The following is a 24,730-nucleotide window of genomic DNA, read 5'->3' on the forward strand; positions in this document are numbered from 1 at the left end:
ATAGCCGCCAAGCAACCACCGAGACCGCGCTCCCAGAAGGAACACCAACCGAACTACCGGAAGGCACCACCATCATGCCCGACGTGTACACGGAGGTCACCCCGTGACCTCTCCCCGCTTCCTCGACCCCGGCGGCTCCCGGTACGGGATGCCGACCTACCCATGGGGCATGGCTTGGACCGCCGCTGAGGACATGGCCACCCTCAAGCAGCTGGCCGTCATGGGCCTGCGCCCCGGCAGCAGCCACCCGGACGCCCAGCTGATGTGGCGCTCCCGCCGTGCCAGGAACGGGGTCCACACCGCCGCCCTGTACCGGATCAGCGAGGCCCAGCCCAAGGACGAGTTCACTGAGGCTCGCGCCCGCGGCCTGGCCGCCGCGATGCGCGCCCGCCGCACCTGCCCGACCTGCCCGACCTGCCGCCAGGTGTTCGTCTACGTCATCCCCACCTCGCTCGGGGAGTGCCCGGCCTGCCATGAGGGCGGCACCCCCGAAGCGTGGGAGCTGGCGGTGGCAGCATGAGCGCTCCGACGAACGTCCTGCCCTACGCTCTGGCTGCCGCCCGCCGCGGCTGGCACGTCTTCCCGCTGCGAACCCGCGCCAAGCGGCCTGTGCGTACCTTCACCGACTGGGAGCGGCACGCCACCCGCGACGAAGGCGCCATCACTGCCTATTGGGGAGCCCACCCCGCCCACAACCTCGCGGTCGCGTGCGGGCCCTCCGGCCTGGTGGTCGTCGACCTCGATACCCCCAAGGACGGCGAGACCCCGCCGCCGGAGTGGGCGCGTCCCGGCATCGCCGCCGGAGCGGACGTCCTCGCGGCGCTCGCTGAGGAGCACGCCGACGGTGACACGGCGTTCCTGGACACGTTCACCGTGACCACCCGCCGGGGCGGCACCCACCTGTACTACACGGCGCCCTCGGGCGCCGCCTACCGCAACACCTCGGGCCGGTTGGGGTGGCTGATCGACACCCGTGCCACCGGTGGCTACGTCGTCGGTCCCGGCTCCTACGTGGCCGACGCCGTCGGCCGCGGCCCCTACACCGTCGCCAACCCCGCCGACACGGCCCCGCTGCCCGGATGGCTGGCAACCCTGCTGGAACCCGCCCGCCGCCGACCGGTCACCTCCGGGCAGGTCCACCAGGCTCTCGTGAGCAGCCCCGGGATGGCCACGTACGTTACCCGGGCCCTGCGTGGAGAGGTCGACCGAGTATTGGCTGCCAAGGAGGGCACCCGCAACGACACGCTCAACGTCGCGGCGTTCGCGGTCGGCACCCTGGTCGGGGCCGGGATGCTCCCCAAGCACTTGGCAGAGGACACCCTGACGGCCGCCGGAGTCCAGATCGGTTTGGACGAGTCCGAGTGTGAGGACACCGTGCGCAGCGGCATCCAGGCCGGAATCCGCCGCCCCCGGGGAGCCGCCGCGTGAGCGCCCACGACGGCCGCCAGGACACCGGGCAGGGGTGGGACGCCCCCACCCCGCTCGGTGCCCGCAACGCCCTTCCCGGCTTCCCTGCCGAGTGCCTGCCCGGCTGGATGTCGAGGTTCGTCCTGGCACTGGCTGAGGAGACCCAGACCCCGGTGGACGCCGCCGGGTGCGTGGCCCTGGCCGCGCTCTCCACCGCCGCCGGCGGACGCGCCATCGTCCAGGTGCGCGGCACCTACACCGAGCCGGTGAACCTGTTCACGGTCGTGGCTCTACCGCCCGCCTCGCGCAAGTCGGCGGTGTTCCGCGCCATCACCTCCCCGATCCTCAAGGTCGAGGCGGAGCTGGCGGAGCGGATCAAGCCGCAGATCGTGGAAGCCGAGTTGACCCGGGCGGTGGCCGCCGGTGTGGCGGAGAAGGCCAAGTCCAAGGCCATCACCACCAAGGGCGCCCCGGACGCCCTGGCGGACGCCTCGGACGCCGCGGCCGCGATCGAGGACATCAAGATCCCCGCCCTGCCACAGCTGGTCGCCGACGACGTCACGCCTGAGACCGCCGCGACGATCCTGTGCGACCAGGGCGGCAGGCTGGCCGTGCTCTCGGCCGAGGGCGGGATCTTCCAGATCCTCGCGGGCCGCTACAGCGGCTCCCCGAACTTCGACCTGTTCCTGAAAGGCCACGCCGGGGACATGCTGCGGGTCGACCGCAAGGGCCGCTCCGAGCACGTGGAATCCGCGATCCTCACCCTGGGCCTGGCTGTGCAGCCGGACGTGATCCGCGAGATCGCGACCGGCCCCGGGTTCCGCGGCAAGGGCCTGCTGGGCCGGTTCCTGTACGCGCTGCCCGAGTCCAACATCGGCGCCCGCAACGTCGACCCCGACCCGGTGCCGGCAGAGGTCGCCGCCGCCTATGAGGAGCGGCTGATGCGCATGGTCACGCACCTGTTCGACTGGACAGACCCCCAGGTCCTCCAGCTCTCGCCCGAGGCCGACGAACTCCGCCTCGACTACGCCCGTCAGCTGGAACCGCGCCTGCACCCGCGACTCGGGGACCTGGGCCACATGTCCGACTGGGCGGGCAAGTCCGTGGGCGCGATCATCCGGATCGCCGCCCTGCTCCACCTTGCAGACAACCCCGTCGACGGCTACCGGCTCCCGATCAGCGCCGACACCATGACGGCCGCGATCCGGATCGGGGAGTACTTCACCGCCCACGCCGAAGCAGCCTTCGACCACATGGGCGCCGACCCGGAGGTGGAGCGCGCCCGCCAGGTCCTGGACTGGATCACGCGGAAGAAGCCCGCCCGGTTCACCGTCCGCGAGGCGTTCTCCGGTCTGCCGCGCGGCACCTTTCCCAAGGTCGCCGACGTCCTGCCGTCCCTGGAACTACTGGAGGGCTACGGCTGGATCGCGATGGAGCCCCCGCCCCCGCGTAACCCGAAGGGAGGACGACCGCCCTCACCCGCCTACCAGATTCACCCGCAGATCAGCGGCCCCGGCGCATAGCCGCCAAGCAACCACCGGGACCGCATCACCCAGAAGGAGAACAGCACCATGGCGAAGAACTCGATCCCGCGCCCCCGGACCCCCGACCCCCTGCTCACGCTCCCCGAAGTCCTCGCGGAGCTGAAGGTCCCCCGCTCGACCTTCGACGACTGGCGTAAGAAGGGCCTCGCGCCCCGACACTGCAAGCTTCCCAACGGGCAGCTGCGTATCCGTCAGAGCGACCTCGACAGCTGGCTGTCGGACCGTATGGATGAGGTCGCCTGATGTCCTACTCCAACGACGTCGACTTCTACCGACTCGCCAGGAAGAAGCGCCGGCGCGGCCACGGCGTGCGCTGGGTGGTCGCCGGTCGAGAGTTCTCGAAGTGGTTCACCACCGAGGCACTGGCCGACAACGAGCGCACGAAGTTGAAGCAGGCCGCCAAGGACGGCGAGTCCTTCTGCACGGAGACCGGCCAGCCGGAATCGGTCGCGCGGGAGCTGAAGGCCGTCAGCTTCTACGACCTCGCGTGCGAGTTCACCGACCTGAAGTGGGCGAAGGCCGCTGCTAAGACCCGGCAGGGAACCTCCGAGGCGTTCGCCGTCCTGACTCCCGTTCTGGTCAAGTCCACTCGGGGTATGCCCGATCCTCAGGTGGTGCGCGACGCCCTCTACCAGTGGGCGTTCCACACCGAGCGCCGCAAGGCGGGGCCGCCCCCCGGGGAGCACGAGAAGGCCATCGCGTGGATCCGGGGCGCCTCTCTGAAGGTCACCGAGCTTGACGCTCCCGGTCGCCGCTCAGAGCTGATCAGGAAGGCTCTGGACGCGTTGGCGCTCCGGATGGACGGCAAGCCCGCCGCGGCCAAGACCGTCGCCCGCAAGCGGGCTGCGCTCTCCGGCCTGCTGAACTACGCGGTGGAGAAGGACATCTTCCCGGCCAGTCCGTTGGGCAAGGTGTCGTGGGAACGGCCGAAGACCACGAACCAGGTGGACCGCCGACGGCTCCCCAGCCCCGAACTGGTGGATCGCCTGCTGTCCGTCGTGGAGGAGGAGCGGCCGGACCTGGTGGCGTTCTACGCCTGCGCCTACTACGCCATGATGCGTCCCGGGGAGATCGTGGCCCTCGACCGCGAGGCGTGCACGTCCCTGCCCTCGACCGGCTGGGGCAGCCTGTCCTTCGAGGACTCCTCTCCGAGGTCGGGCAGTGGGTGGACCGACTCGGGGACCACGCACGACGACCGCCAGCTCAAGCACCGCGCGGAGAAGGAGACACGGCACGTCCCGATCCCGCCCCGTCTGGTGCGCCTTCTCCGGCGCCACCTCGACGAGTTCGTGGAAGCCGGACAGGACCACCTGTTCCGCGGTAAGCGGGGAGGGCCGCTGAGTGAGAGCACCTACGGCCGTGTCTGGCAGCAGGTTCGTCGGAAGGCGCTCACCGCGAAGCAGCTCAGGACGGAGCTTGCCGGCAGGGTCTACGACCTGCGTGGCGCGGGCATCTCGCTGGGCCTCAACGCAGGGGTGCCGGTGCCCGTCCTCGCGGAGCGCGCGGGGCACAGTCCGGCTGTGCTGATGAACGTCTACGCCGGATGCCTCGAAGGGCGGGATCAGCTCTGGAACGAGCGTCTGGAGGCCGCCTTCGACGGGACGGACCCGGAGCCCGGATCGGCGGATGACACGCCGGGAGAAGCGGCCTGAGAAGTGTCCCGCCACTGTCCCGGGGACAGTCGTGAACGGCCGGGAACGACCGGGAACGCAAAAGACCCCGGTGGCCAGCGTTGTAGCTGGTCACCGGGGTCTTTTCCCAGGGTGGCAGGTGAAGGATTCGAACCTTCGAAGGCTAAGCCGACGGATTTACAGTCCGCTCCCATTGGCCGCTCGGGCAACCTGCCTGGGCTGCGGCGACGGTGTTCGTCGCGGCGCATGAACGAGAATAGCGGATGATCCGCCCGAACCTGTAATCGATAACCGGGGGCGCGTCCCGAGCAGGCCCTTCGGCCACCCTGAGCAGGTCACGGCTAAGCTCTGAAGCCTGCCCGGGCCGGGATCCCGGCCCGGGCGTACGTGTACCCACACGGGCGCCCACCGGGCGCCCGCGATCCATGAGACCAAGCGGGATGTGAGCGAACGTGGCCGCCGAATCCAGTTTCGACGTCGTGTCCAAACTCGACCGTCAGGAGGTCGACAACTCCCTCAACCAGACGGGCAAGGAGCTGGCCCAGCGGTTCGACTTCAAGGGCACCGGGACCACCATCGCCTGGCAGGGCGAGGACGGGATCGAGATCAGGAGCACCTCGGAGGAGCGGGCGAACGCCGCCCTGGAGGTGTTCAAGGAGAAGCTGATCAAGCGCAAGCTCTCCCTGAAGATCCTCGACCCCGCCGAGGAGCCCAAGATCTCCGGCAAGGAGTACCGCCTTCCGATCGGCCTCAAGGAGGGCATCACCTCCGAGGACGCCAAGAAGATCTCCAAGCTGATCCGTGACGAGGGCCCCAAGGGCGTCAAGGCGCAGATCCAGGGCGACGAGTTGCGCGTCAGCTCGAAGAAGAAGGACGACCTCCAGGCCGCCCAGAACCTCATCAAGGAGAAGGACTTCGACCTGGCGCTCCAGTTCGTCAACTACCGGTAGCCGGCGGTCGGCGGCGCCCGGAGCGGAACGGCCGCCTCTCCGTCGCGGGGAGGGCGGCCGCCGCCGTGCCGGGACCGGGCCCCTACCGGCCCATGTCCCACTGGCGGCGCAGGTCGCGCAACCGCCGGACGCGCTCGTCCGTGGGGGGGTGGGCGGCGAACAGCCGCCCCACCCCGGTCGGGAACGGGTTGGTCGTCATCACGTGCGCCGAGGCCAGGAGGGCGCGGTCGCGGGGCAGCGGGTACCGCTGTGCCCCCTCCTCCAGCTTGAGCAGCGCCTCGGCCAGCGCGACCGGGTCCCCGGTCAGTTCGGCGGCCTTCTCGTCGGCGCGGAACTCGCGGCGTCGGCCCACGCCGAAGTAGACGACCAGGGCGGCGAGCGGAGCCAGCGCCGCCATCATCAGACCGCCCAGCAGGTTGGGCATGTCCGTCTCCTCGGACTCCCCCAGCGGGAGCAGGAACGTCACCAGCGTCATCGCGGTGATGACCGCGGTCAGGGTCGCCGCCACCGAGCTGATGAGCGTGTCGTGCGAGCGGATGTGCGCCAGTTCGTGGGCGATCACACCGCGCAGCTCCCGCTCGTCGAGGGTGCGCAGGAGCCCCGTGGTGCAGCAGAGCGCGGCCCGGCGCGGGCTGCTGCCCGCGGCGAAGGCGTTGGGTGAGCGGATCGGCGACAGGTACAGCCTGGGCATGGGCTGTCGGGCGGCGGTGGCCAGTTCCCGGACGATCCGGTAGAGCTCGGGCCGCTCGATCTCGCTGACCGGGCGGGCCCGCATGGCGCGCAGCGCCAGCGACTCCCCGAACAGGTAGACGAGCACCCCGGCGCCGACCACCAGGGTCACGGAGAACTGGGCGCCCTTCTCGGAGCCGCACAGCCAGCCGACGGCGACGACGAGGACGGCGACCCCGACGAACAGACCGACCGCACGGGCCACGTTGACGTGCACGCCGCCACCTCCTCGCTCAGCCGGTCCTCGACCATGAATGCGTACATCGTGACAAACGTGCGGGTCGGCGTCTTGCGTTCCCCATGTGACGGGCTGTCGGTCACATCCCGGTTGCGGATTCCCTTCCTCCACCCCCCGAGGACCCCGGTGTGACAATCGCCACCCGGCCGCTGTCCGGCCGCATGCGACGACCTATAGTGCGAACGTGGCCCTTATCACTCCGAACACCAGGCCGACGAGGCGTCGCCCCGTCATGATCCCGGGGTTCGGGGAGCCGTGTCGTTGAAGGCAGGCCCCTTCACGACCCGGCAGTCGCGGTGTGACCGCGCCATGCGAGTCCGGGTTGGCGCACCCGGCGAGCGCGAGGGCCGCGAACGCTGTCCCATGCCCCCGAGCCAGACATCCGTCCCGCGGCGGTGTGATCCGGACGGGGGATGACACCCGAGCGCCGCCGCCCGTCACGACCGGCGGCTCACCAAGGAGGTCGTCGATCTCAGTGGCCAAACAGATCGAACAGCTCGACCGCGTCATCATCCGTTTCGCCGGCGACTCCGGCGACGGCATGCAGCTGACCGGAGACCGCTTCACCCAGGAGACCGCGTCGTTCGGCAACGACCTGTCGACCCTTCCGAACTTCCCCGCGGAGATCCGCGCGCCCGCCGGCACCCTTCCGGGGGTGTCCAGCTTCCAGCTGCACTTCGCCGACCACGACATCGTGACCCCGGGCGACGCCCCCGACGTCCTCGTGGCCATGAACCCCGCCGCCCTCATGGCGAACCTGGGCGACCTGCCCAGGGGCGCGACCGTGATCGTCAACACCGACGAGTTCTCCGGGCGGAGCCTGGCCAAGGTCGGTTTCTCCGGGGACCCGCTCACCGACGGCACCCTCGACGGCTTCAAGGTGAGCGCGGTGGCGCTGACGTCGATGACGGTGGAGGCACTGGCCGGTTCCCACCTGTCCAGGAAGGACGCGCAGCGGGCCAAGAACATGTTCGCCCTGGGCCTGCTGTCGTGGATGTACAACCGGCCGACGGAGGGGACGACGTCCTTCCTGGAGTCGAAGTTCGCCGGAAAGCCGGACATCCTGGCGGCGAACCTGACGGCGTTCCGGGCGGGGTGGAACTTCGGTGAGACCACCGAGGACTTCGCCGTCTCCTACGAGGTCAAACCCGCCCGGCTCCCCTCGGGCACCTACCGGAACATCACCGGGAACCTGGCGCTGGCCTACGGGCTGATCGCGGGTTCCACGCGGTCGGGTCTGCCGCTGTTCCTGGGCTCGTACCCGATCACCCCGGCGTCGGACATCCTGCACGAGCTGGCCAGGCACAAGCGGTTCGGGGTGCGTACGTTCCAGGCCGAGGACGAGATCGCCGGGGTGGGGGCCGCCCTGGGCGCGGCCTTCGGCGGATCGCTGGGGGTGACCACCACCTCCGGGCCGGGCATGGTCCTCAAGCAGGAGACGGTCGGGCTGGCGGTGATGACCGAGCTGCCGCTGCTGATCATCGACGTGCAGCGGGCCGGGCCGAGCACCGGCATGCCGACCAAGACGGAGCAGACCGACCTGCTGATGGCCCTGTACGGGCGCAACGGCGAGTCGCCGGTCCCCGTGGTGGCGCCGTCCTCCCCCGCGGACTGCTTCGACGCCGCCGTGGAGGCGACCAGGTTGGCGGTCACGTACCGCACCCCGGTGATCGTCCTCTCGGACGGGTACCTGGCCAACGGGTCGGAGCCGTGGCGGCTGCCGGAGGTGTCGGACCTGCCGGTGATCGAACCGGGGTTCGCGACCGAGCCGAACGGCCCCGACGGCTCGTTCCTGCCGTACAAGCGGGACGAGGAGACCCTCGCCCGCCCGTGGGCGGTTCCGGGTACCGCGGGGCTGGAGCACCGCATCGGCGGCATCGAGAAGCACGCCGAGTCCGGTGACATCTCGTACACGCCCGCCAACCACGACCTGATGGTGCGGACCCGCCAGGCCAAGATCGACGCCATCGCCCGGGACATCCCCCCGCTGGCGGTGGACGACCCCGACGGCGCGGCCGACGTGCTGGTGCTCGGTTGGGGAGGCACGTACGGGTCGATCACCGCCGCGGTGCGCCGGGTACGCCGCGCGGGCGGCCGGGTGGCGCAGGCGCACCTGCGGCACCTCAACCCTTTCCCTGCCGATCTGGGCGAGGTGCTGGCCCGGTACGAGCGTGTGGTGGTGCCGGAGATCAACCTGGGCCAGCTGGCCCTGCTGCTGCGCGGCAGGTTCCTGGTCGACGTCATCGGCTACAACAGGGTCCGCGGCCTGCCGTTCAAGGCTGAGGAGCTCGCGGATGTGCTTCAGGAGGTCATCGACCGTGACTGACGACGCGAACGGCCCGGCGGGCGGCTTCGGAGGGCTGAGGCTGGTCCCGAGGACGGACACCGCCTACAGGATGAAGGACTTCAGGTCCGACCAGGAGGTGCGCTGGTGCCCGGGGTGCGGCGACTACGCGATCCTGGCCGCCTTCCAGTCCTTCCTTCCCGAACTGGGGGTGCCCCGCGAGAACATCGTGATGGTGTCGGGGATCGGCTGCTCCTCCCGCTTCCCCTACTACCTGAGCACCTACGGCGTGCACTCGATCCACGGGCGCGCCCCGGCGATCGCCACGGGCCTGGCGTCCAGCCGCCCGGACCTGTCGGTGTGGGTGGTGACCGGTGACGGCGACGGGCTGTCCATCGGCGGCAACCACCTGATCCACGCGCTGCGCCGCAACGTCAACATCAACATCCTGCTGTTCAACAACCGGATCTACGGGCTGACCAAGGGCCAGTACTCCCCCACCTCGGAGCCCGGGAAGATCACCAAGTCCTCGCCGGCGGGCTCACTGGACCACCCCTTCAACCCGGTGTCGCTGGCGCTGGGCGCGGAGGCCTCGTTCGTCGCCCGGACCGTCGACTCCGACCGCAAGCACCTCACGTCGGTGCTGAGGGCGGCGGCCGACCACCCGGGGGCGTCGTTCGTGGAGATCTACCAGAACTGCCCGATCTTCAACGACGACGCGTTCGAGCCGCTGAAGGACCCGGCCGCCCGGGACACCAGGCTGCTGCGCCTGGAGCACGGCGAGCCGCTGCGGCTCGGCCCCGACCGGGGCGTGGTCGCCGACGGGTTCGGCGGGCTGGAGGTCGTGGACGCGGACGCGGTGGACGAGGACCGGCTGATCCGGCACGACGCGCACCGCGAGGACCCGGGGTACGCGTTCGCGCTGTCCCGGCTGGACCGGCCCGCGTTCGAGCACGTGCCGATCGGGGTGTTCAGGGACGTGCGCCGTCCCGCCTACGACGACCTGTTGAACGGGCAGGTCGCGGACGCGCGGGCGGAACACGGCGACGGCGATCTGGCGGCGCTGCTGGCCGGCGGGGACACCTGGACCGTCGGGTAGGGGCCGCGCACAGGTTCCTCCCGGGCCCCGCGCGGACTCGCGCGCGGGGCCCGGGGGTCCTCCGCCGCGAAGGGCATACGCTTCCCCCATGCGTATCGTCATCGCCGGGGGACACGGGAAGATCGCACTGCTGCTGGCCAGGAGACTGGCCGACCGCGGGGACGAGCCCGTCGCCCTCATCCGCAATCCCGACCACTCACAGGACGTCGTCGACGCCGGGGCCGAACCGGTCGTGATCGACCTGGAGACGGCCACCGTCACCGAGCTGACCGAGAGGATCATGAACGCCGACGGCGTCGTGTTCGCCGCGGGGGCAGGTCCCGGCAGCGGTCCCGCCCGCAAGGACACGGTGGACCACAAGGCGGCGGTGCTGACCGCCGACGCCGCCTCGCTCGCGGGGGTGCGGCGCCTGGTCCAGGTCTCGGCCATCGGGGTGGACGACCCGCTGCCCGCGGACACGGACCCCGACGGGGCGTGGGCCGCCTATGTGGAGGCCAAGCGCGCCGCCGACGCCGACCTGCGGGAGCGCAGCCTGGAGCTGGACTGGACGATCCTGCGCCCGGGTCGGCTGACCGACGAGCCCGGCACCGGGAAGGTGTCGCTCGGCGCGGAGGTCGAACGCGACTCGGTGACGCGTGAGGACGTGGCCGCGGTGATCGTTGCCGTCCTGGACGAACCGGAGACCGTCGGGAGGGTTCTCAACCTGGTGAACGGTGAGACGCCCGTCGTCGAGGCCGTCCGCGACACCGCGTCCTGAACCGCCGCTCCGACGGCCGCCGACCGGGAGGGATCCCGGTCGGCGGCCGCTTCGGTCCCTCTGTGGCCAGACAGGTCCGCACGAGGCATGATGGGAGCGGATCCCGGCGGAGTCCCGCCACGGCGGACGCGGATGACCGGGTAGCACCCCGACGGGTACGGCAAGCTCCACGCTGAGCAGATGGGGACGGTTATTCATGAGCGTCACGCAGGTCGTGAGGGACAGCACGGTCGTCGAACACGCCAAGGTCGCGGCGCAGCAGAAGCGCCGCATGTTCATCATCCAGCTGGAGGTGAACGCCTACGACGAGCCCTCCAGCAAGCTGCGCCCCGGACTGACCCGCATCCTGGAGGGGATCGAGGAGGCCGGCTGGCGGCTGGACCTCATCACCCCGGGCGACGAGGGCGACAAGCCCGCGCGCCTGTTCATCTTCCGCCCGGACCCCGACGTCAAGAAGGACGGGGAGGACAAGGCGCAGGCCCAGCAGCAGCAGGCGCCCTCCGGCCAGCAGCAGTCGTACCAGCACCCGCCGACGGGGGCACAGCAGCCGGACCCGTACGCGGGTTACGGACAGCAGCCCGGCTACGGGCAGCAGCAGTACCCGGGGTACGACCAGCAGCAGTACCCGGGCTACGGGCAGCCGCAGCCGGGGTACGGGCAGCAGCCGGGCTACGGCCAGCAGTACCCGGGATACGGGCAGCAGCAGGGCTGGTAGCGCTCTCGGCGCGCGTCAGGGGGACGTCGCCCACGAGGTTCGGGGCCCGCACGGTGGACACACCGCGCGGGCCTTTTTCATGCCCGATGTCTGGATACGAGGCGATTCCGATGCATTCGTCAGGGGCGGAATTCGGCCGTGCTTTCGGTTCAGTAACACGATGACTACATCTCGGGGCGACATGTCCGCTATGTCAGTAATGAAGCCGAAGAAAGTCCGAGGAAACTCTGAACTCTTCCTGCGAAGTACACCACGCATGCGATTGGCTACGCTAAGTTATTTCCGGCGGCTACCGCTGCAGCGTTATGAACTTCCGAAAGGCATCAGCCATGACCCGTATCGCCAAGGTTTCCGGCTTCGTGCTGGCCGCCGGCCTCGCCTTCGGTGCCTTCACCGGCACCGCCGCCGCGGACAACAACGCCGACGTCCAGAACGTCACGATCCCGATCTGCATCGACGTCCTGAAGGCCTCCGGCGTCAGCGGCGCCGGCTGCAACGTTGTCAGCTGGGAGTCCACCAGCGGCATCGCCATCGACGACTAGCACACCGTCGAACACAGGCCTGGAAACGCGGGGCCGCGCAGCCCCGTCAGCACAACCCAACACACCGCGAACCGAAAAGGACCAACACCATGAAGCGCATCGCCACCGTCTCCGGTCTCCTCCTCGCCACCGGCCTCGCCTTCGGCGCCATGACCGGGACCGCCGCCGCGGACAACAACGCCAACATCCAGAACGTGACCGTGCCGATCTGCGCCGAGGTCCTCGCCTTCTCCGGCTTCGACCTGGGCGGCTGCAACGTGATCTCCAAGGACTCCACCTCCGGTATCGCCATCGACGACTAGTCGCGTACCCCTCACCGGGCACGGGACCTCCGGACCTCTCCGTCCCCCGGAGCCATCCGGAAGTCCCCCGCCACCCGGACCATGTGGGGTGGACGCGGGGCGCGGCACCTTCCGCGCCCCGCGTCCTGCTTTTCCCGGGGAGTCCGCACGCGCCACGGCCGGGGCGCGTGCCCGGGTCAGGGGCGGGAACCGCAGGCGCGCAGCTCGACGCCCTCCACGGGGTCGGTGGCCAGCCGGGCGTGCGTGCCCGTGTCGAACCGCTCGGTGCCGTAGCGCAGCTTCTGCCGCTCCGTCCCCTCCGGTCGGTATCCCGCCCGGCACGCCGCCAGGCACGAGCCCGGGTTGTTCAGCCGGTGGCCCAGCTCCAGGCGGAACAGGTCCAGCTCGGCGAAGGCGAACGAGGAGACCAGGAGCGCCCCGGCCGTCGCCACGCCCCTCCCCCGCGCCTCCGCGTGCGTCCAGTACGACACCCAGCCGAGGTCGTGCGCCCTGCTGGTGACCGACACCTGCGCGTGCCCCAGGGGCGGACCGTCGCCCTCGACGATCGCGAACCCGAACGCCGTCCCCTCCCGCGCCAGGTCCAGGCGCCGGTCGATCCACCCGGCGGCCTCGTCCGGCGTGGTCGACGGTTCGGGGTCCTGCCACGCCAGCTCCGGATCCCCGAAGGCCTCCAGCACCCTGGCGGCGTCCCCCGCCTCCCACTCACGCAGTCGGTACACCACGCGGCACCCCTTTCTCCTGTGCGGACCGCATCACGCTACCCCTGGTCACGGCCCTGTCCACGGGCGGGGCGGGACCGCGGCGCCGACCGGGGCACGGCCGTCGGCGGGCGGGGCTGCGGCGGACCGGCGCCGCGCCACAGGGCGGGCGGTCGGGGTCGCGCCGGGCCGGGCCCCGAGTCCGGAGCGGCGCTCCACCGGGCGCGGAGCAGGGGGCGGGGGCGGAGGCGAGGGCTGGCGCGCCGGCGGGAAACGGGCCCGGGAGGCATGTCACGCCGGACGGGGGGTGATACGTCTACCTGACATGACGACCGATGTCTTCGAAGAGCACCGCTCCCTCCTGACCGGTGTCGCCTACCGGATCCTCGGCAGCGCCTCCGACGCGGAGGACGTGGTCCAGGAGGCCTGGCTGCGCTGGTCCACCGTCGATCCGGGGCGGGTCGACGATCCGCGCGCCTACCTCGTCACCGTCACCTCCCGCCTCTCCATCGACCGGCTGCGCAGCGCCCGGTCCCGCCGCGAGTCCTACGTCGGCGAGTGGCTGCCCGAACCCGTCAGCGAGGCCCCGGACGGCGCCGCGCGGGCCGAGATGGCCGACTCGGTCGAGTTCGCGCTCCTCGTGGTCCTGGAGACCCTGACCCCCCTCGAACGGGCCGTGTTCGTGCTGCGCGAGGCCTTCCAGTTCCCCTACGCGGAGATCGCCCGGGTCATCGGGCGGGAGGAGGCCGCCACGCGGCAGCTGGCCCGTCGGGCCCGCGACCACGTCCAGGAGAGGAGGCCCCGGTTCGAGGCCGACCCGGCCGCCCGGCGCCGGATCACCGAGCGGTTCCTCGGCGCCTGTATGGAGGGGGACCTCGCGGGTCTGACCGGTCTGCTCGCCGAGGACGCCACCCTGGTCGGAGACGGCGGGGGCAAGGCCAAGGCCCCCCTGCGGGTTCTGGAGGGCGCGTCGAAGGTGGGCCGGTTCCTGGCGTCCCTGCCGGGCAACGCGGACAGGTTCTTCGCGTCGCTCGGGATCGCCTCCCCGGTGCCCTGGGACGAGATCCGGTTCGAGGTCACCGAGGTCAACGGCGGCCCCGCGGCGGCCGTCTCGTTCGGCAGCCGGGTGGTGGCGCTGGTCGTGCTGGAGGTGGTCGACGACCGGGTCCAGCACGTGTACCTGGTGGCCAATCCCGACAAGATGTCACGCCTGCGGACACCGGATCCGTCGTAGGGGTATGGATATCACCGTTGTGGGCGGTGGCCTCGCCGGACTGACCGCGGCCATCGCCGGCGCCGAGAAGGGCGCGAACGTCACCCTGCTGGAGGCGCACCGGACCCTGGGCGGGCGTGCCCGCGCCACCGAACCGCCGTACGTCGCCAACGAGGGGCCCCACGTCCTGTACGGCGACGGGGCGCCCTACCGGTGGCTGGCCGGGCGCGGCCTGCTCCCGCCCCGCCTGCGCCTTCCCGCGCGGGCTCTGGCGGGGGTCCGGTTCCGCCACCGGGGGCGGCTCGGCGCGCCGCCGGTCGGGCTCCTGCGCGCCGCCGCCCGGCGCGGGTTGCGTGCCCCGCACGACCGGGACTTCGGGTCGTGGGGGCGGGAGCGGTTCGGTGCGGAGACCACCGGGACGATCGCGAGCATGATGGGCGTGGCGCTCTTCGACGCGGACCCCTCCAGGCTGTCGGCGGAGTTCGTCTGGGACAGGTTCCTGCGGGTGACCACCCCGGCCTGGCCCTCCGCCCGCTACATGGTCGGCGGCTGGACGCCGCTGGTGGAGTGGATGGCCGCCCGGGCCCGGGAACGCGGGGTGCGGATCGCGACGGGTGCCAGGGTGGACTCCCTCGACTCGCTCCCCGCCGGCCCGGTCATCGTGGCGACGTCGCTGGCGGCGGCCCGCTCGCTCCTCGGGGACGACTCCCTGGAGTGGGAGAGCGGGCACACCCTCATGGTGGACCTGGGGCTGCGCCGGGGACGGGATCCCTTCATCGTCTTCGACGGCGACGAGTGCGGTTTCCTGGAGCGCTACACGGAGGTGGACCGCACCCTCGCGCCGGAGGGCGAGGAGCTTGTGCAGGCCCAGGTGCCGGTGCGCGCCGGCGAGTCCCGGGCGGAGTGCGCGGAGCGGCTGGAGCGGCTGCTGGACCTGTCCCTCCCCCGCTGGAGGGACAGGGTGACGTGGCGTCGCGACCAGGTCGCGCGGGGGCGCACCGGGGCGCTGGACCTGCCGGGCCGCACCTGGCGGGACCGTCCCGCGGTCGATCGCGGGGACGGCGTCTACCTGGCGGGTGACTCGGTGGCCGCGCCGGGCCTGCTCGGGGAGGTGGCGTTCACCAGTGCGGTCGCCGCCGCCGACGCGGCGACGAGCAGGAGCGGGGTCGGGGCGTCCTGATCCCGGTCGGAGGACCGCGGCTGCCTCCGCCCGGCGGCGGACCTCAGGCGGGTCCGTGGGAGACGGCCTCGACGTTGTTGCCGTCGGGGTCGCGCACGAAGGCGCCGTAGTAGTTCTCGTGGTACTCCGGCCACATCCTCGGTTCGTGCAGGACCTCCGCTCCGACCACCACGGCTGCCGAGAAGAAGGCGACCACCGCCGCCCGGTCGGGGGCGGCGAAGGCGATGTGCACCTCGCGGTTGCCGGACCCGCTGGTGAGCGGACCGACCCAGAACCGGGGTCGGTCCGTGCCGTAACCGACGACGTCCCCGAAGTCGAGGAGGCGCCGACCGCCCAAGGGGGCGAGGACCGCGTCGTAGAAGGCGAGAGCCGCCGCCGGGTCGCTGACCTGGACACTCAGGTGATCCAACATGCCGCGAGTGTGGCACGCGCGGTCGGACGTTCGCGGGCGGTGACGGCCGGTTTCATGAAAATCACCTGCGCCGCTTCGGACTTCTCCGGTGAAACCCGCCGGTAACAGAGCGTGAGGCCGGATACTGGCGGTCATGAACACGAGGAGGCAGTAGGTCTGTCATGACTACCAGGCATCCGGAAGTACCCGAACGAGGCCTGACCGTGGACGACCTGGCCGACACACCGGACGACGGGCGCCGGTACGAGCTGGTCGACGGGCGGCTTGACGTGTCACCGGCTCCCATGTCCAAGCACTTCCGGGCGGCGAACCGCCTCTCCACCCATCTCAACAACCTCTGCCGCGGCGAGTTCGAGATAGGGGAGAACCCCGGCCTCAACCTGAACTCAGAGCGAACGCACCACCGCATCCCGGACCTGGCCGTCTTCGACTACGACCCTCCGGAACAGGGGTACTTCGACGTGCCCCCTCTTCTGGCCGTCGAGATCGTTTCTCCCGAGAGCGTCCTGAGGGACAACCACACCAAACGCCACGAGTACGCCGCGTTCGGGATCCACTCCTACTGGATCATCAACGCTCTCGCGGACAAGGTCGGCCTAGTGGAACTGCGCCTGGAGAACGGGGTCTACCAGGAGGTGGCCCAGGTCTACGGCGAGGAGGTCTTCGAGACCGACGTCCCGTTCCCCATCAGGCTCGTGCCGCACTGGCTGACGGCCAACGGCCCTTGGATGGCACACATCGGCGGCGACGTGCCCGAGGAGGGTCAGGCGACCCAGCGGTAGAGGTGTTCCGGACGGCCCGCCGAGCCGTAGCGCATGCGCAGCTCGGCGCGGCCGTCCGCGCACAGGTGCTCCAGGTAGCGGCGGGCCGTCACGCGGGACACACCGGCCCGCTCGGCGACCTCCGAGGCCGACACCTCGTCCGGGGCGTCGCGCAGCACCCCCGCGACGAGGTCGACGGTGGCCGAGGTCAGGCCCTTGGGCAGCGACCTGGCCGCGGGCGGGCGCAGGAGCCCGAACAGCCGGTCCACGTCCTGTTGGGTGGCCTCCCCGAAGGCGTCCATCTGCCGCCGCGCCACCGCGTAGCGCTCCAGCTGGTCGCGCAGCGCGCTCAGCGGGAACGGTTTGAGCAGGTAGTGCACGGCCCCGCCGTGCAGGGCCGACCGGACCTGGGCGATGTCGCGCACCGCGGTGATCATCAGGAAGTCGGTCTGCTGGGGCGCCGCACCGGCCACCGACGCGCGCAGGGCCCGCATCACCGAGATCCCGGAGGCGTCGGGCAGGTGCAGGTCGAGCAGGACCAGGTCGGGCCGGTGGCCGTGGATCTGGGTGAGGGCGGCCGCGGCCGTGTGCGCGACCCCCACCACGGAGAACCCGGGCAGCGACTCCACCAGCTCCTGGTGGTTGCGGGCCACGCGTACGTCGTCGTCGACGACGAGGACGCGGATCACGACGGCACCACCGCCGCCGGTACGGGCAGGCAGGCGGTGAACACCGCGCCCTCGTCGGCGTCGGGCGCCTCCATCTCGACACTTCCCTCTCTGCTCTCGCACACCTGTTTCACGAGCGCGAGTCCGAGCCCGCGCGTGCCGCCGTCCCGGGAGGCCTTGGTGGTGAACCCGAGCCGGAAGATCTCCTCCGCCACGTCGTCGGCCACCCCCTGCCCGGAGTCGGTCACCCGGATCTCCAACAGGTCGTGGGGCAGCCCGCTGTCGGCGGTGTGCAGGCGCACCATCAGTTCCACCCACCCGTGCGGGGTCGACGCCACCGCGTCGAGCGCGTTGTCGACCAGGTTCCCGAGGACGAGCAGTGCGTCGGAGCGTACCTTCCTGTCGAGCGCGGGAACACTCGTCATCGGGGACAGCCGCAGGTCGACGCCCATCTCGGACGCCTGAGCCGACTTGGCGATGGTCAGTGCGGCCACGCCTGGGTCGCAGACGTGCTCGGAGATGTCCGTGCTGGTGCGGGTGTGCGTCGCGGACAGGTCGGCCAGGTAGGACCGGGCCTCGTCGTAGGCGCCGAGTTCGAGCAGCCCCGCGACGGTGTGCACACGGTTCGCGAACTCGTGGGTCTGTGCGCGCAGCCCCCGGGTGACGGTGCGGGCACCGTCGAGTTCGCCGGTGAGCCGGTCCAGCTCGGTGCGGTCCCGGAGCGTGACGACGGCGCCCGCGTCCTCTCCGCGCACACGGACCGGCATCCGGTTGGCGACCAGGATGCGGTTCCCGGCGAGCAGGAGGCGGTCGTCCCCGGGGTCGTCGCCGGAGACGATGTCGCGGACCCGCTCGGACAGCCCGAGTTCGTCGAGGTGGCGGCCCTCGGCGTCGTCGGGCAGGCCGAGCATGTCCCGCACGGGCGGGTTGGCCAGGACGAGGCGGTCGGCGCGGTCCACCGCGAGAACGCCCTCGCGGACCGCGTAGAGCAGGGCCTCCCGGCTTTCCAGGAGTGCGGTGATGTCGGCGGGTTCGAGCCCGTAGGTCTTGGTCCTGACCTGGCGGGAGAGCACCCACGCCCCGCACACTCCGAGGACCAGGACGACGGCGACCATGCCGAGGATCGCCGGGACGGACTCGCGGGCCTCGGTGGCGGCGCTGGAGGTCAGTATGCCGAGGGAGACGTAGCCGACCACCTCGCCGCGGGCGTCGCCGCCGTTGACCGAGCCGCCGCCGGAGAACACGGGGATCTTGGCGCGGACGGTGCGCCCCTGCGTCCCCTCCTCCACGCCGCTCCACTCGACGCCCTCCGCAGCCGGACCGGGCGGGGTGGACACGGTCCGCCCGATGAGGTCCTTGTCGGGGTGGGTGTGCCGGATCCCGTCGGGCGAGGCGATGACCACGAAGTCGGCGCCGGTGGCGGCGGAGACGTGGTCGGCGATCGGGTCGAGGACGACACTCGGCTCGGAGGACCGGAGGCCGTCGGCGACCTCGGGCATGACGGCGACGGACCGGGCCACGCTCAGGACCCGTTCAGAGTACTGGCGGTCCGTGGCCCGGTCGAGGTGGACCGCCCAGAGGGTGCCGACGGCGGCCAGGGCCACCGTGAGCAGGAGCACGTAGCCGATGAACAGGGAGCCTGTGAGCGAGAGACGGCCGCGCGCGGTGTGCGTCGTCATGTGTCCTCCAGTCGCCTGCGCCGGGGTGCGGGGTCCCGGCCGGGCAAACGCCCAGGTGGGCGTGTCACGAACAATACGACCAATATGACTCCAGTTTTAACAAAGATCTGACATGGGCGTGCCCCGGGTCACACTGTGGCCTGGATCTCCTCGACGCCAGGGCGCCGGGGAGGCATGTGAGGCCCTGGACGATCGAAGAGGAGAGCACCCATGCGCGATCGCGGCGTGCTGTTCCGCGTGGGAGGCGGGTTGTGTGCCCTCCTCCTCGTGGGGACGGCGCTGTTCGACGTGCGGCAGAGCGCGGCGTCGGGGAGCGGCGAGCAGGAGAAGCTCCTGCTGATCGCCCCCGCCGGACCCGGCGGAGGCTGGGACACGCTGGCCCGTGAGATGCAGAACGGGCTGCGCGAGGAGGACCTGCGCTTCAACGTCGAGGTGCGCAACGCGGAGGGCGCGGGCGGCACCATCGGCCTGGCGCAGACCGCGGGCCGCGAGGGGCAGGCCAACGTCCTGACGATGACGGGCCTGGGCATGGTCGGCGCGGTGGAGACCACCGGTTCGCCGTACACGATGGAGGATTCGACCCCCATCGCCCAGCTGGCGTCGGAGTACCTGGCCGTGGTCGTTCCCGCCGACTCCCCCTACGAGTCGCTGGACGACCTGGCCGAGGACTGGCGCGACCGGTCCGGGACGCTGGCCGTCTCGGGCGGTTCGATGGGCGGGGTGGACCAGATCTTCGCCGCGCAGGTGGCGCAGTCCATGGACATCGCCCCCGGGGAGATCAACTATCTGCCGTACTCGGGCGGCGGCGAGGTGCTGACCTCGCTGCTGTCGGGCACGTCGGAGGTCGGTTTCGGAACGCTGGGCGACTTCAGCGACCAGGTGGAGGACGGCGGCCCGCTCCGCGCGCTGGCCATCTCCTCCCCCGAGCGGCTGGACGGGGTGGAGATCCCCACCATCGTCGAGCAGGGCTACGGCGTGGAGATGTCGAACTGGCGGGGCGTCATCGCCCCTCCCGGGCTGACCGAGGAGGAGGCCGACCGGCTGGAGGTGCTGGTGCGGGACCTGCTGGCCACGGAGGCCTGGGCGAGCACCCTGGAGCGCAACCGGTGGACCGACACCTTCCAGTCGCGTGAGGACTTCGAGGAGTTCCTCGACGCCGAGGTGTCCCTGACGCAGGAGACCGTAGAGGAGTTGGGGCTGTGACGGCCAACAGCGAGCAGTCGGTCTCCGGGACCGCCGGGGACCGCGGGTCGGTCTCCGCCTCCGGGCCGGAGGAGGCGACCGCGACCGCCGGGGTGGACGGGGCGGCCGTGGCCGCGCCCGCGGCTCCGGAGGACACGACGGACACGGGGGCTCCGGAGCACGGGGCCGGCACGGACGCCACGGCGGCCGAGACGGAACCGGACCCGGAGACCGCACCGTGGAGCGGGCCGGCCATGTGGGTCGTCCCCGCCCTGGTGGCCGTCGTGGGGGCGGTCTGCGTGTGGGGCGCGTTCACCATCGAGGCCCCGCCCAACGCCACACGGCCCGGGCCGGCGGCGTTCCCCGGAGCGATCGGCGCCCTGCTGCTGGTCGTCGCCGCGCTCCTGACCCTGGTCAACGTGCGCAACCTCCGGTCGGGCGCGGGCTCCGCCGGGAACGCCCTGGCGTGGTTCGAGGGCCGCCCGGTGCTGATCATCCTGGCCGGTCTGGTGGTGCACGTCGCCGTGCTGGAGTTCGTGGGCTGGCTGCTCGCGGGGGCCCTGCTGTTCTGGGTGGTGGCCTACGCGTTCGGCGCCCGCGCCTACTTGCGTGACGCCGTGGTGGCGCTGTCGATGTCCGCTGCCGTACAGGTCGGCTTCTCGCTCGGTCTCGGGCTGAGCCTGCCCGGCGGTTTCCTGGAGTTGGTGCTCTGATGGATGCTCTCCCCCTCCTGCTCGACGGGTTGGTCTCCGCACTGACCCCGCAGAACCTCGTGTGGGCCTTCCTCGGTGTGCTTCTCGGCACCGCCGTGGGGGTGCTGCCGGGTCTGGGCTCGGCGATGGCGGTGGCGCTGCTGCTGCCCGTGACGTTCCGGCTCGACCCGACGAGCGCCCTGATCCTGTTCGCGGGCGTGTACTACGGCGGCATGTTCGGCGGGGCGACCACGTCGATCCTGCTGAACACCCCCGGTCAGGCGTCGTCGATCGCCACCACCTACGAGGGCCACAAGATGGCTCTCAAGGGCCGGGCCGCCCAGGCGTTGGGCACCGCGGTCATCGGCTCGTTCGTGGCGAGCATGATCGGCACGATGGTGGTGGCCCTGTTCGCCCCGGTCATGGTGTCCCTGGCACTGAACTTCGGCCCGGGCGAGTACTTCGCCCTGACCGTGTTCTCGTTCGTGGCCGTCGCCGCGGTCGTGTCCGGATCGGTGCTGCGCGGGCTGGCCTCGCTGCTCATCGGCCTGGCGATCGGCATGGTCGGCATCGACAGCCAGAGCGGTAGCGCTCGCTTCGACTTCGGATCCTCGGCCATGCTGGACGGGATCGACATCGTCATCGTCACCGTCGGCCTGCTCGCCCTCGGCGAGGTGATGTACGTGGCGGCCCGCGGCAGGACCGGGGCCGACCTCTCCGCGATCCGCACCGGCCGCGCGTGGCTGAGCCGGCGGGACTGGGCCCGGTCGTGGAAGCCGTGGCTGCGCGGCACCGCTCTGGGCAGCGCGTTCGGTCCGATCCCGGGCAGCGGCGCGGAGATCCCGACCTTCCTGTCCCTGGGTCTGGAGCGCAAGCTGGCCGAGCGCCGTGCGAAGCGCAGGGGTGTGCGGAACGAGTTCGGCGAGGGTGCGATCGAGGGTGTGGCCGGTCCGGAGGCCGCGAACAACTCCAGTGCGGCGGGCACGATGGTGCCGCTGCTGGGGCTGGGTCTGCCGACGTCGGCGACCGCCGCGATCATGCTGGCGGCGTTCCAGCAGTACGGCCTCCAGCCGGGGCCCGTGCTGTTCGAGCGCAACGCGGACCTGGTGTGGACGCTCCTGGCGAGCCTGCTGATCGGCAGCGTCATGCTGCTGGTCATCAACCTGCCGTTCGCGCCGCTGTGGGCGAAGCTGCTGAAGCTGCCCAAGCCGTACCTGTACGCGGGCATCACGCTGTTCTCCGTGCTGGCGGTGTACGCGATCAACACGTCGGTGGTGCACCTGGTGATGCTGCTGTGCGTGGCGCTGCTCGGCCTGGCCATGCGGACGTTCGGTGTCCCGGTGGCGCCCGCGCTCATCGGTGTCGTGCTCGGCCCGATCGCGGAGACCGAGTTCCGACGGGCGCTGGCCGCCTCGTCGGGCGACCCGACGATCCTGGTCGGCAGCGGGATCTCGATCACCCTGTACGTGCTGGTTCTGCTGGCCGCCGTGATCCCGGTGATCGCCCACCTGCGGCGCCGCCGGGCCGAGCGGACGTCGGCGGCCGCGGTCGAGCGGGACACCGCGGACCTCGGCTGACCCCTCCGCCCGCGACCTTCCCTCCGCGGCCCCCGGCACCGTCCGCCGGGGGCCGCTCCTCGTCTGTTTCGCTTATTGCGTTTGTTGCGTTTGTTGCGGATAATGCGAGGAGGAAGTCCAGATGGAGGAGGGCCAGTGACCGTACTGTCGAGCCGACCGGACGCGCAGGAGGCACGTGCCGCGCACAGCGCCCTCGCACGAGTGCGCAGATACCTCCAGGAGCATCCCGAGGAACTGACCACCGTGCCCGTCCTCGTGGAGGACAGCCGCGAGGAACTCGTCCTGCCGCGTTCGGCGGTCGAACTGCTCGCGGGGGTGCTCGCGCACATGGCAGCCGGGCGGGGCGTCTCGGTGGTGCCCTCCCACGCCGAGCTGACGACGCAGGAGTCCGCGGACATGCTGAACGTCTCCAGGCCCTACCTCATCGGCCTGTTGGAGACGGGTGAGATCGAGTACCGAAAGGTGGGCACCCACCGCCGGGTACGAGCGGACTCACTCATGGACTACCTTCGCCGGGATGACCAGCGGCGCCGCGAGGCCGCCGACGAGCTCTCCGCCATGACACGGGAACTGGGACTCGACTGACATGCCCTTCGTCGTTGTCTACGACGCGAACGTCCTCTACCCCAGTACCCTGCGCGACCTCCTCATTCGCGTGGCCAGAGGCGGTCTGGTCCAGGCCAAGTGGACACAGAGGATTCTCGACGAGGTCTTCGACAACCTCGGGAGGAACCGGCCGGACATCCCCCCGGAGAAGCTCGCCCGGACCCGGGAACTGATGATCCGGGCCGTCAGGGACTGTCTGGTCATGGATTTCGAGCCGCTCGTCGACGCTCTCGTACTTCCCGACCCCGACGACAGGCATGTGCTCGCGGCAGCTGTTCGGGCGCACGCCCAGGTCATCGTGACCTGGGACCTCGGTGACTTCCCCGCCCGGGCACTGGCCCCCTGGGGTGTCGAGGCGCGGAGCCCCGACGCGTTCCTGCTCGACCAGATCCATCTGAACCGGAAGGTGGTGTGGTCCTGCGTTCAGCAGATCGCCGACTCGTGGCGGGACCCGCCCGCCACGGTGGACGACGTCCTGTCCAGCCTGGAGCGTGACCGTCTGACTCAGACCGTCGCGGAACTCCAGTCCGAATAGCCCCCGGCACCGTCCGCCGGGGGCCGCTCCTCGTCCGGGTCCCGGCAGCGCCGGTGATCCGTGCCCGCCGTCCCTGCCCGGGGCGGCGGGCACGGGTCGTGCAGGAGGCCCCCGCCTCCCTCCCGGGGGAGGTGACCGGGGGCGACGTCGCCCCCGGTCAGCGCGGGTCAGTCGGCCGGCGGCGGGTCGGGTGCGGTGCCGTTCTCCAGGGCGTGGAGCCGTGTGCAGGCGTACTCCGGCTCGGGACCTCCGCCGCGCGGGACCGCCCGTGTCTCCTCCCCCGTGCCTCCGGGGACGGTTGCGGGTGCGGGGAGGGCCCCGGGCAGACTGCGGTGGCCGGGCTCGCCGGGCGCGGTCAGCAGGAACACCTGCCGTCGGCCCTCGTTCCGGCCGTCCCCGAGCGAGGCCTCGATCGTCTCCGCGATCCTGCGGTCCCACGGGTCCCGGGTGCGGCGCAGCCGGATCGCGCCGCGTTCGGTCCACTCCACGTTGTCCCGGCGCAGGAGGACCCGGGGGATCTCCGGGGCGATCGCCCCGGCGACGCGGAAGGCCAGGTACTCGACCCCGGGGAAGGCCCGGCCCGCCCGCGCGACGTGGGCGCGGCTCCGTTCGTAGAGGGGCAGCGCGCCGGGCTCGGACACCACCAGCGTGTCGTCGGTCGTGACGGGGCGCCGGGAGTACACGTCCATGGTCCGGCTGCGGCGTTCGAGCCAGCGCCCGGCCGCGGGGTCGACGAACCCCGCGAGCGCGGCGACCTGGCGGACCTCGAACGGGAAGTCGATGTTGAGCACCGAGTCGTGGTGGGCGATCCGGTTGCGGAACCGGCGGACCCCCTCCGCGGCGGCGGCCACCTCCGACCTCCTCCCCGAGGATCCGGGGAAGGCGCGGTGCAGGCAGGCCCGCCACAGTTCCTCGTAGCCGGGCCCGAGCATGCCGGACCAGAAACCGAAGCTCATCGCGGCGACGATCTGGTCCCGTGTCTCCCGGCCCTCCTGGCGGAGCCGCTCACGGACGTAGCCCGACGCCACGACCGCGTACTCGACGCCGGGCACGGGGCTCAGGAACCACGGGATGCCGCGTTCCGCCTCACGGAAGTGGGCCCGGAGCACCCCGTCCATGCTCCCTCTGAGCAGGACCTCCAGGTGGGCGACGTCCTCGAAGGCCGCCGCGGCGACGTGCGCGCCCCACTCGTACAGGGCGAGGGCCCTGGCCGGGTCTCCCCCGGTCAGCGCCAGGTAGGGCGCGAGGCGCGGTGCGGGGATCAGGTTCAGGACTGCGTCGGTGTCTGCTTCGACGGAGGACATTGGCCGATGCTACTGTCCGGGGGAA

At 71.4% G+C, this 24,730-nt stretch carries 26 protein-coding genes and 1 tRNA gene; 20 read left to right on the forward strand and 7 right to left on the reverse strand.

Annotated features, from left to right (window positions below; all coding sequences use genetic code 11):
- Window positions 1-103 precede the first annotated feature (103 nt).
- The 5 genes from Q8791_RS02680 to Q8791_RS02700 are packed head-to-tail and all read left to right on the forward strand — an operon-like array spanning window position 104 to window position 4,603.
- The gene (locus Q8791_RS02680; RefSeq protein WP_330089933.1) at window positions 104-520 is read left to right on the forward strand and encodes an RRQRL motif-containing zinc-binding protein; all 417 of its coding nucleotides are present in this window, start codon (window positions 104-106) and stop codon (window positions 518-520) included.
- The gene (locus Q8791_RS02685; RefSeq protein WP_330089934.1) at window positions 517-1,428 is read left to right on the forward strand and encodes a bifunctional DNA primase/polymerase; all 912 of its coding nucleotides are present in this window, start codon (window positions 517-519) and stop codon (window positions 1,426-1,428) included. Before Q8791_RS02680 ends, Q8791_RS02685 begins: the two co-directional genes overlap by 4 nt.
- Entirely contained in the window at window positions 1,425-2,930 is a 1,506-nt protein-coding gene (locus Q8791_RS02690) for a YfjI family protein (RefSeq protein WP_330089935.1), read from the forward strand. The genes Q8791_RS02685 and Q8791_RS02690 overlap by 4 nt, the downstream gene beginning before the upstream one ends.
- Window positions 2,931-2,978: 48 nt before the next feature.
- On the forward strand, window positions 2,979-3,194 hold the full coding sequence (locus Q8791_RS02695) for a helix-turn-helix transcriptional regulator (protein ID WP_330089936.1): 216 nt from the start codon (window positions 2,979-2,981) through the stop codon (window positions 3,192-3,194).
- Entirely contained in the window at window positions 3,194-4,603 is a 1,410-nt protein-coding gene (locus Q8791_RS02700; RefSeq protein WP_330089937.1) for a tyrosine-type recombinase/integrase, read from the forward strand. Before Q8791_RS02695 ends, Q8791_RS02700 begins: the two co-directional genes overlap by 1 nt.
- Window positions 4,604-4,715: 112 nt before the next feature.
- Here the strand turns inward: Q8791_RS02700 and Q8791_RS02705 are convergent.
- Window positions 4,716-4,797 (reverse strand) — tRNA-Tyr (locus Q8791_RS02705).
- A 237-nt stretch (window positions 4,798-5,034) separates the two neighbouring features.
- On the opposite strand from Q8791_RS02705, the gene Q8791_RS02710 reads away from it, so the two are divergent.
- Window positions 5,035-5,532, forward strand: a complete 498-nt coding sequence (locus tag Q8791_RS02710; protein ID WP_330089938.1) for a YajQ family cyclic di-GMP-binding protein — start codon at window positions 5,035-5,037, stop codon at window positions 5,530-5,532.
- 82 nt (window positions 5,533-5,614) lie between these two features.
- Here Q8791_RS02710 and Q8791_RS02715 read toward each other — a convergent pair whose 3' ends face one another.
- Window positions 5,615-6,478 (reverse strand): M48 family metalloprotease, encoded by an 864-nt coding sequence (locus tag Q8791_RS02715; protein ID WP_330089939.1) that lies wholly within the window; start codon window positions 6,476-6,478, stop codon window positions 5,615-5,617.
- Between the two features lie 496 nt (window positions 6,479-6,974).
- Between Q8791_RS02715 and Q8791_RS02720 the strand changes: the two genes are divergently transcribed.
- From Q8791_RS02720 to Q8791_RS02745, 6 genes are all read left to right on the forward strand, one after another.
- Entirely contained in the window at window positions 6,975-8,825 is a 1,851-nt protein-coding gene (locus Q8791_RS02720; protein ID WP_330089940.1) for a 2-oxoacid:acceptor oxidoreductase subunit alpha, read from the forward strand.
- Window positions 8,826-8,895: 70 nt separating this feature from the next.
- Complete coding sequence (locus tag Q8791_RS02725) at window positions 8,896-9,882, forward strand: 2-oxoacid:ferredoxin oxidoreductase subunit beta (RefSeq protein ID WP_330090135.1); 987 nt, start codon at window positions 8,896-8,898, stop codon at window positions 9,880-9,882.
- Between the two features lie 88 nt (window positions 9,883-9,970).
- On the forward strand, window positions 9,971-10,639 hold the full coding sequence (locus tag Q8791_RS02730; RefSeq protein ID WP_330089941.1) for an SDR family oxidoreductase: 669 nt from the start codon (window positions 9,971-9,973) through the stop codon (window positions 10,637-10,639).
- 196 nt (window positions 10,640-10,835) lie between these two features.
- Window positions 10,836-11,354 (forward strand): hypothetical protein, encoded by a 519-nt coding sequence (locus Q8791_RS02735; protein WP_330089942.1) that lies wholly within the window; start codon window positions 10,836-10,838, stop codon window positions 11,352-11,354.
- Between the two features lie 329 nt (window positions 11,355-11,683).
- The gene (locus Q8791_RS02740; RefSeq protein ID WP_330089943.1) at window positions 11,684-11,896 is read left to right on the forward strand and encodes a hypothetical protein; all 213 of its coding nucleotides are present in this window, start codon (window positions 11,684-11,686) and stop codon (window positions 11,894-11,896) included.
- Between the two features lie 89 nt (window positions 11,897-11,985).
- Complete coding sequence (locus tag Q8791_RS02745) at window positions 11,986-12,198, forward strand: hypothetical protein (protein ID WP_330089944.1); 213 nt, start codon at window positions 11,986-11,988, stop codon at window positions 12,196-12,198.
- Window positions 12,199-12,374: 176 nt separating this feature from the next.
- Here the strand turns inward: Q8791_RS02745 and Q8791_RS02750 are convergent, their stop codons facing one another.
- Complete coding sequence (locus tag Q8791_RS02750) at window positions 12,375-12,917, reverse strand: GNAT family N-acetyltransferase (RefSeq protein WP_330090136.1); 543 nt, start codon at window positions 12,915-12,917, stop codon at window positions 12,375-12,377.
- A gap of 304 nt (window positions 12,918-13,221) precedes the next feature.
- Between Q8791_RS02750 and sigJ the strand changes: the two genes are divergently transcribed.
- Complete coding sequence (sigJ, locus tag Q8791_RS02755; RefSeq protein ID WP_330089945.1) at window positions 13,222-14,130, forward strand: RNA polymerase sigma factor SigJ; 909 nt, start codon at window positions 13,222-13,224, stop codon at window positions 14,128-14,130.
- A gap of 4 nt (window positions 14,131-14,134) precedes the next feature.
- Complete coding sequence (locus Q8791_RS02760; RefSeq protein WP_330089946.1) at window positions 14,135-15,289, forward strand: FAD-dependent oxidoreductase; 1,155 nt, start codon at window positions 14,135-14,137, stop codon at window positions 15,287-15,289.
- A gap of 43 nt (window positions 15,290-15,332) precedes the next feature.
- Here the strand turns inward: Q8791_RS02760 and Q8791_RS02765 are convergent, their stop codons facing one another.
- Window positions 15,333-15,701, reverse strand: coding sequence for a VOC family protein (locus Q8791_RS02765; protein WP_330089947.1), 369 nt, complete (start codon window positions 15,699-15,701; stop codon window positions 15,333-15,335).
- A gap of 161 nt (window positions 15,702-15,862) precedes the next feature.
- Here Q8791_RS02765 and Q8791_RS02770 point away from each other — a divergent pair, with 161 nt between their 5' ends.
- Entirely contained in the window at window positions 15,863-16,483 is a 621-nt protein-coding gene (locus Q8791_RS02770) for a Uma2 family endonuclease (RefSeq protein WP_330089948.1), read from the forward strand.
- Here the strand turns inward: Q8791_RS02770 and Q8791_RS02775 are convergent.
- Window positions 16,465-17,151, reverse strand: coding sequence for a response regulator (locus Q8791_RS02775; RefSeq protein ID WP_330089949.1), 687 nt, complete (start codon window positions 17,149-17,151; stop codon window positions 16,465-16,467). The genes Q8791_RS02770 and Q8791_RS02775 overlap by 19 nt on opposite strands.
- Window positions 17,148-18,809 (reverse strand): sensor histidine kinase, encoded by a 1,662-nt coding sequence (locus Q8791_RS02780; protein WP_330089950.1) that lies wholly within the window; start codon window positions 18,807-18,809, stop codon window positions 17,148-17,150. Before Q8791_RS02780 ends, Q8791_RS02775 begins: the two co-directional genes overlap by 4 nt.
- 210 nt (window positions 18,810-19,019) lie before the next feature.
- Between Q8791_RS02780 and Q8791_RS02785 the strand changes: the two genes are divergently transcribed.
- The 5 genes from Q8791_RS02785 (at window position 19,020) to Q8791_RS02805 (ending at window position 23,401) form a co-directional block, all read left to right on the forward strand.
- Window positions 19,020-20,012: a Bug family tripartite tricarboxylate transporter substrate binding protein gene (locus tag Q8791_RS02785; RefSeq protein WP_330089951.1), complete on the forward strand. Its 993-nt coding sequence runs from the start codon at window positions 19,020-19,022 to the stop codon at window positions 20,010-20,012.
- Entirely contained in the window at window positions 20,009-20,704 is a 696-nt protein-coding gene (locus tag Q8791_RS02790) for a tripartite tricarboxylate transporter TctB family protein (protein ID WP_330089952.1), read from the forward strand. Before Q8791_RS02785 ends, Q8791_RS02790 begins: the two co-directional genes overlap by 4 nt.
- Window positions 20,704-22,260, forward strand: coding sequence for a tripartite tricarboxylate transporter permease (locus Q8791_RS02795; RefSeq protein WP_330089953.1), 1,557 nt, complete (start codon window positions 20,704-20,706; stop codon window positions 22,258-22,260). The genes Q8791_RS02790 and Q8791_RS02795 overlap by 1 nt, the downstream gene beginning before the upstream one ends.
- Before the next feature lie 135 nt (window positions 22,261-22,395).
- Complete coding sequence (locus Q8791_RS02800; RefSeq protein ID WP_330089954.1) at window positions 22,396-22,845, forward strand: helix-turn-helix domain-containing protein; 450 nt, start codon at window positions 22,396-22,398, stop codon at window positions 22,843-22,845.
- A 1-nt stretch (window position 22,846) separates the two neighbouring features.
- Window positions 22,847-23,401 carry a PIN domain-containing protein gene (locus Q8791_RS02805; RefSeq protein WP_330089955.1) on the forward strand — a complete coding sequence of 185 codons (555 nt, stop codon included), beginning with the start codon at window positions 22,847-22,849 and terminating at the stop codon, window positions 23,399-23,401.
- 167 nt (window positions 23,402-23,568) lie between these two features.
- Here the strand turns inward: Q8791_RS02805 and Q8791_RS02810 are convergent, their stop codons facing one another.
- Window positions 23,569-24,705 (reverse strand): hypothetical protein, encoded by a 1,137-nt coding sequence (locus tag Q8791_RS02810; protein WP_330089956.1) that lies wholly within the window; start codon window positions 24,703-24,705, stop codon window positions 23,569-23,571.
- Window positions 24,706-24,730 lie beyond the last annotated feature (25 nt).

Origin of the sequence: Nocardiopsis codii, from assembly GCF_036327455.1 — a bacterium.
In the GTDB taxonomy this organism is placed as follows: Bacteria; Actinomycetota; Actinomycetes; order Streptosporangiales; family Streptosporangiaceae; genus Nocardiopsis; species Nocardiopsis codii.

Coding starts and splice junctions, on each gene's coding strand:
- Q8791_RS02685 (WP_330089934.1), top strand. CDS start 517: ATGAGCGCTCCGACGAACGTCCTGCCCTACGCTCTGGCTGCCGCCCGC.
- Q8791_RS02695 (WP_330089936.1), top strand. CDS start 2,979: ATGGCGAAGAACTCGATCCCGCGCCCCCGGACCCCCGACCCCCTGCTC.
- Q8791_RS02700 (WP_330089937.1), top strand. CDS start 3,194: ATGTCCTACTCCAACGACGTCGACTTCTACCGACTCGCCAGGAAGAAG.
- Q8791_RS02725 (WP_330090135.1), top strand. CDS start 8,896: ATGAAGGACTTCAGGTCCGACCAGGAGGTGCGCTGGTGCCCGGGGTGC.
- Q8791_RS02730 (WP_330089941.1), top strand. CDS start 9,971: ATGCGTATCGTCATCGCCGGGGGACACGGGAAGATCGCACTGCTGCTG.
- Q8791_RS02735 (WP_330089942.1), top strand. CDS start 10,836: ATGAGCGTCACGCAGGTCGTGAGGGACAGCACGGTCGTCGAACACGCC.
- Q8791_RS02740 (WP_330089943.1), top strand. CDS start 11,684: ATGACCCGTATCGCCAAGGTTTCCGGCTTCGTGCTGGCCGCCGGCCTC.
- Q8791_RS02745 (WP_330089944.1), top strand. CDS start 11,986: ATGAAGCGCATCGCCACCGTCTCCGGTCTCCTCCTCGCCACCGGCCTC.
- sigJ (WP_330089945.1), top strand. CDS start 13,222: ATGACGACCGATGTCTTCGAAGAGCACCGCTCCCTCCTGACCGGTGTC.
- Q8791_RS02760 (WP_330089946.1), top strand. CDS start 14,135: ATGGATATCACCGTTGTGGGCGGTGGCCTCGCCGGACTGACCGCGGCC.
- Q8791_RS02765 (WP_330089947.1), bottom strand. CDS start 15,701: ATGTTGGATCACCTGAGTGTCCAGGTCAGCGACCCGGCGGCGGCTCTC.
- Q8791_RS02770 (WP_330089948.1), top strand. CDS start 15,863: ATGACTACCAGGCATCCGGAAGTACCCGAACGAGGCCTGACCGTGGAC.
- Q8791_RS02780 (WP_330089950.1), bottom strand. CDS start 18,809: ATGACGACGCACACCGCGCGCGGCCGTCTCTCGCTCACAGGCTCCCTG.
- Q8791_RS02785 (WP_330089951.1), top strand. CDS start 19,020: ATGCGCGATCGCGGCGTGCTGTTCCGCGTGGGAGGCGGGTTGTGTGCC.
- Q8791_RS02795 (WP_330089953.1), top strand. CDS start 20,704: ATGGATGCTCTCCCCCTCCTGCTCGACGGGTTGGTCTCCGCACTGACC.
- Q8791_RS02805 (WP_330089955.1), top strand. CDS start 22,847: ATGCCCTTCGTCGTTGTCTACGACGCGAACGTCCTCTACCCCAGTACC.
- Q8791_RS02810 (WP_330089956.1), bottom strand. CDS start 24,705: ATGTCCTCCGTCGAAGCAGACACCGACGCAGTCCTGAACCTGATCCCC.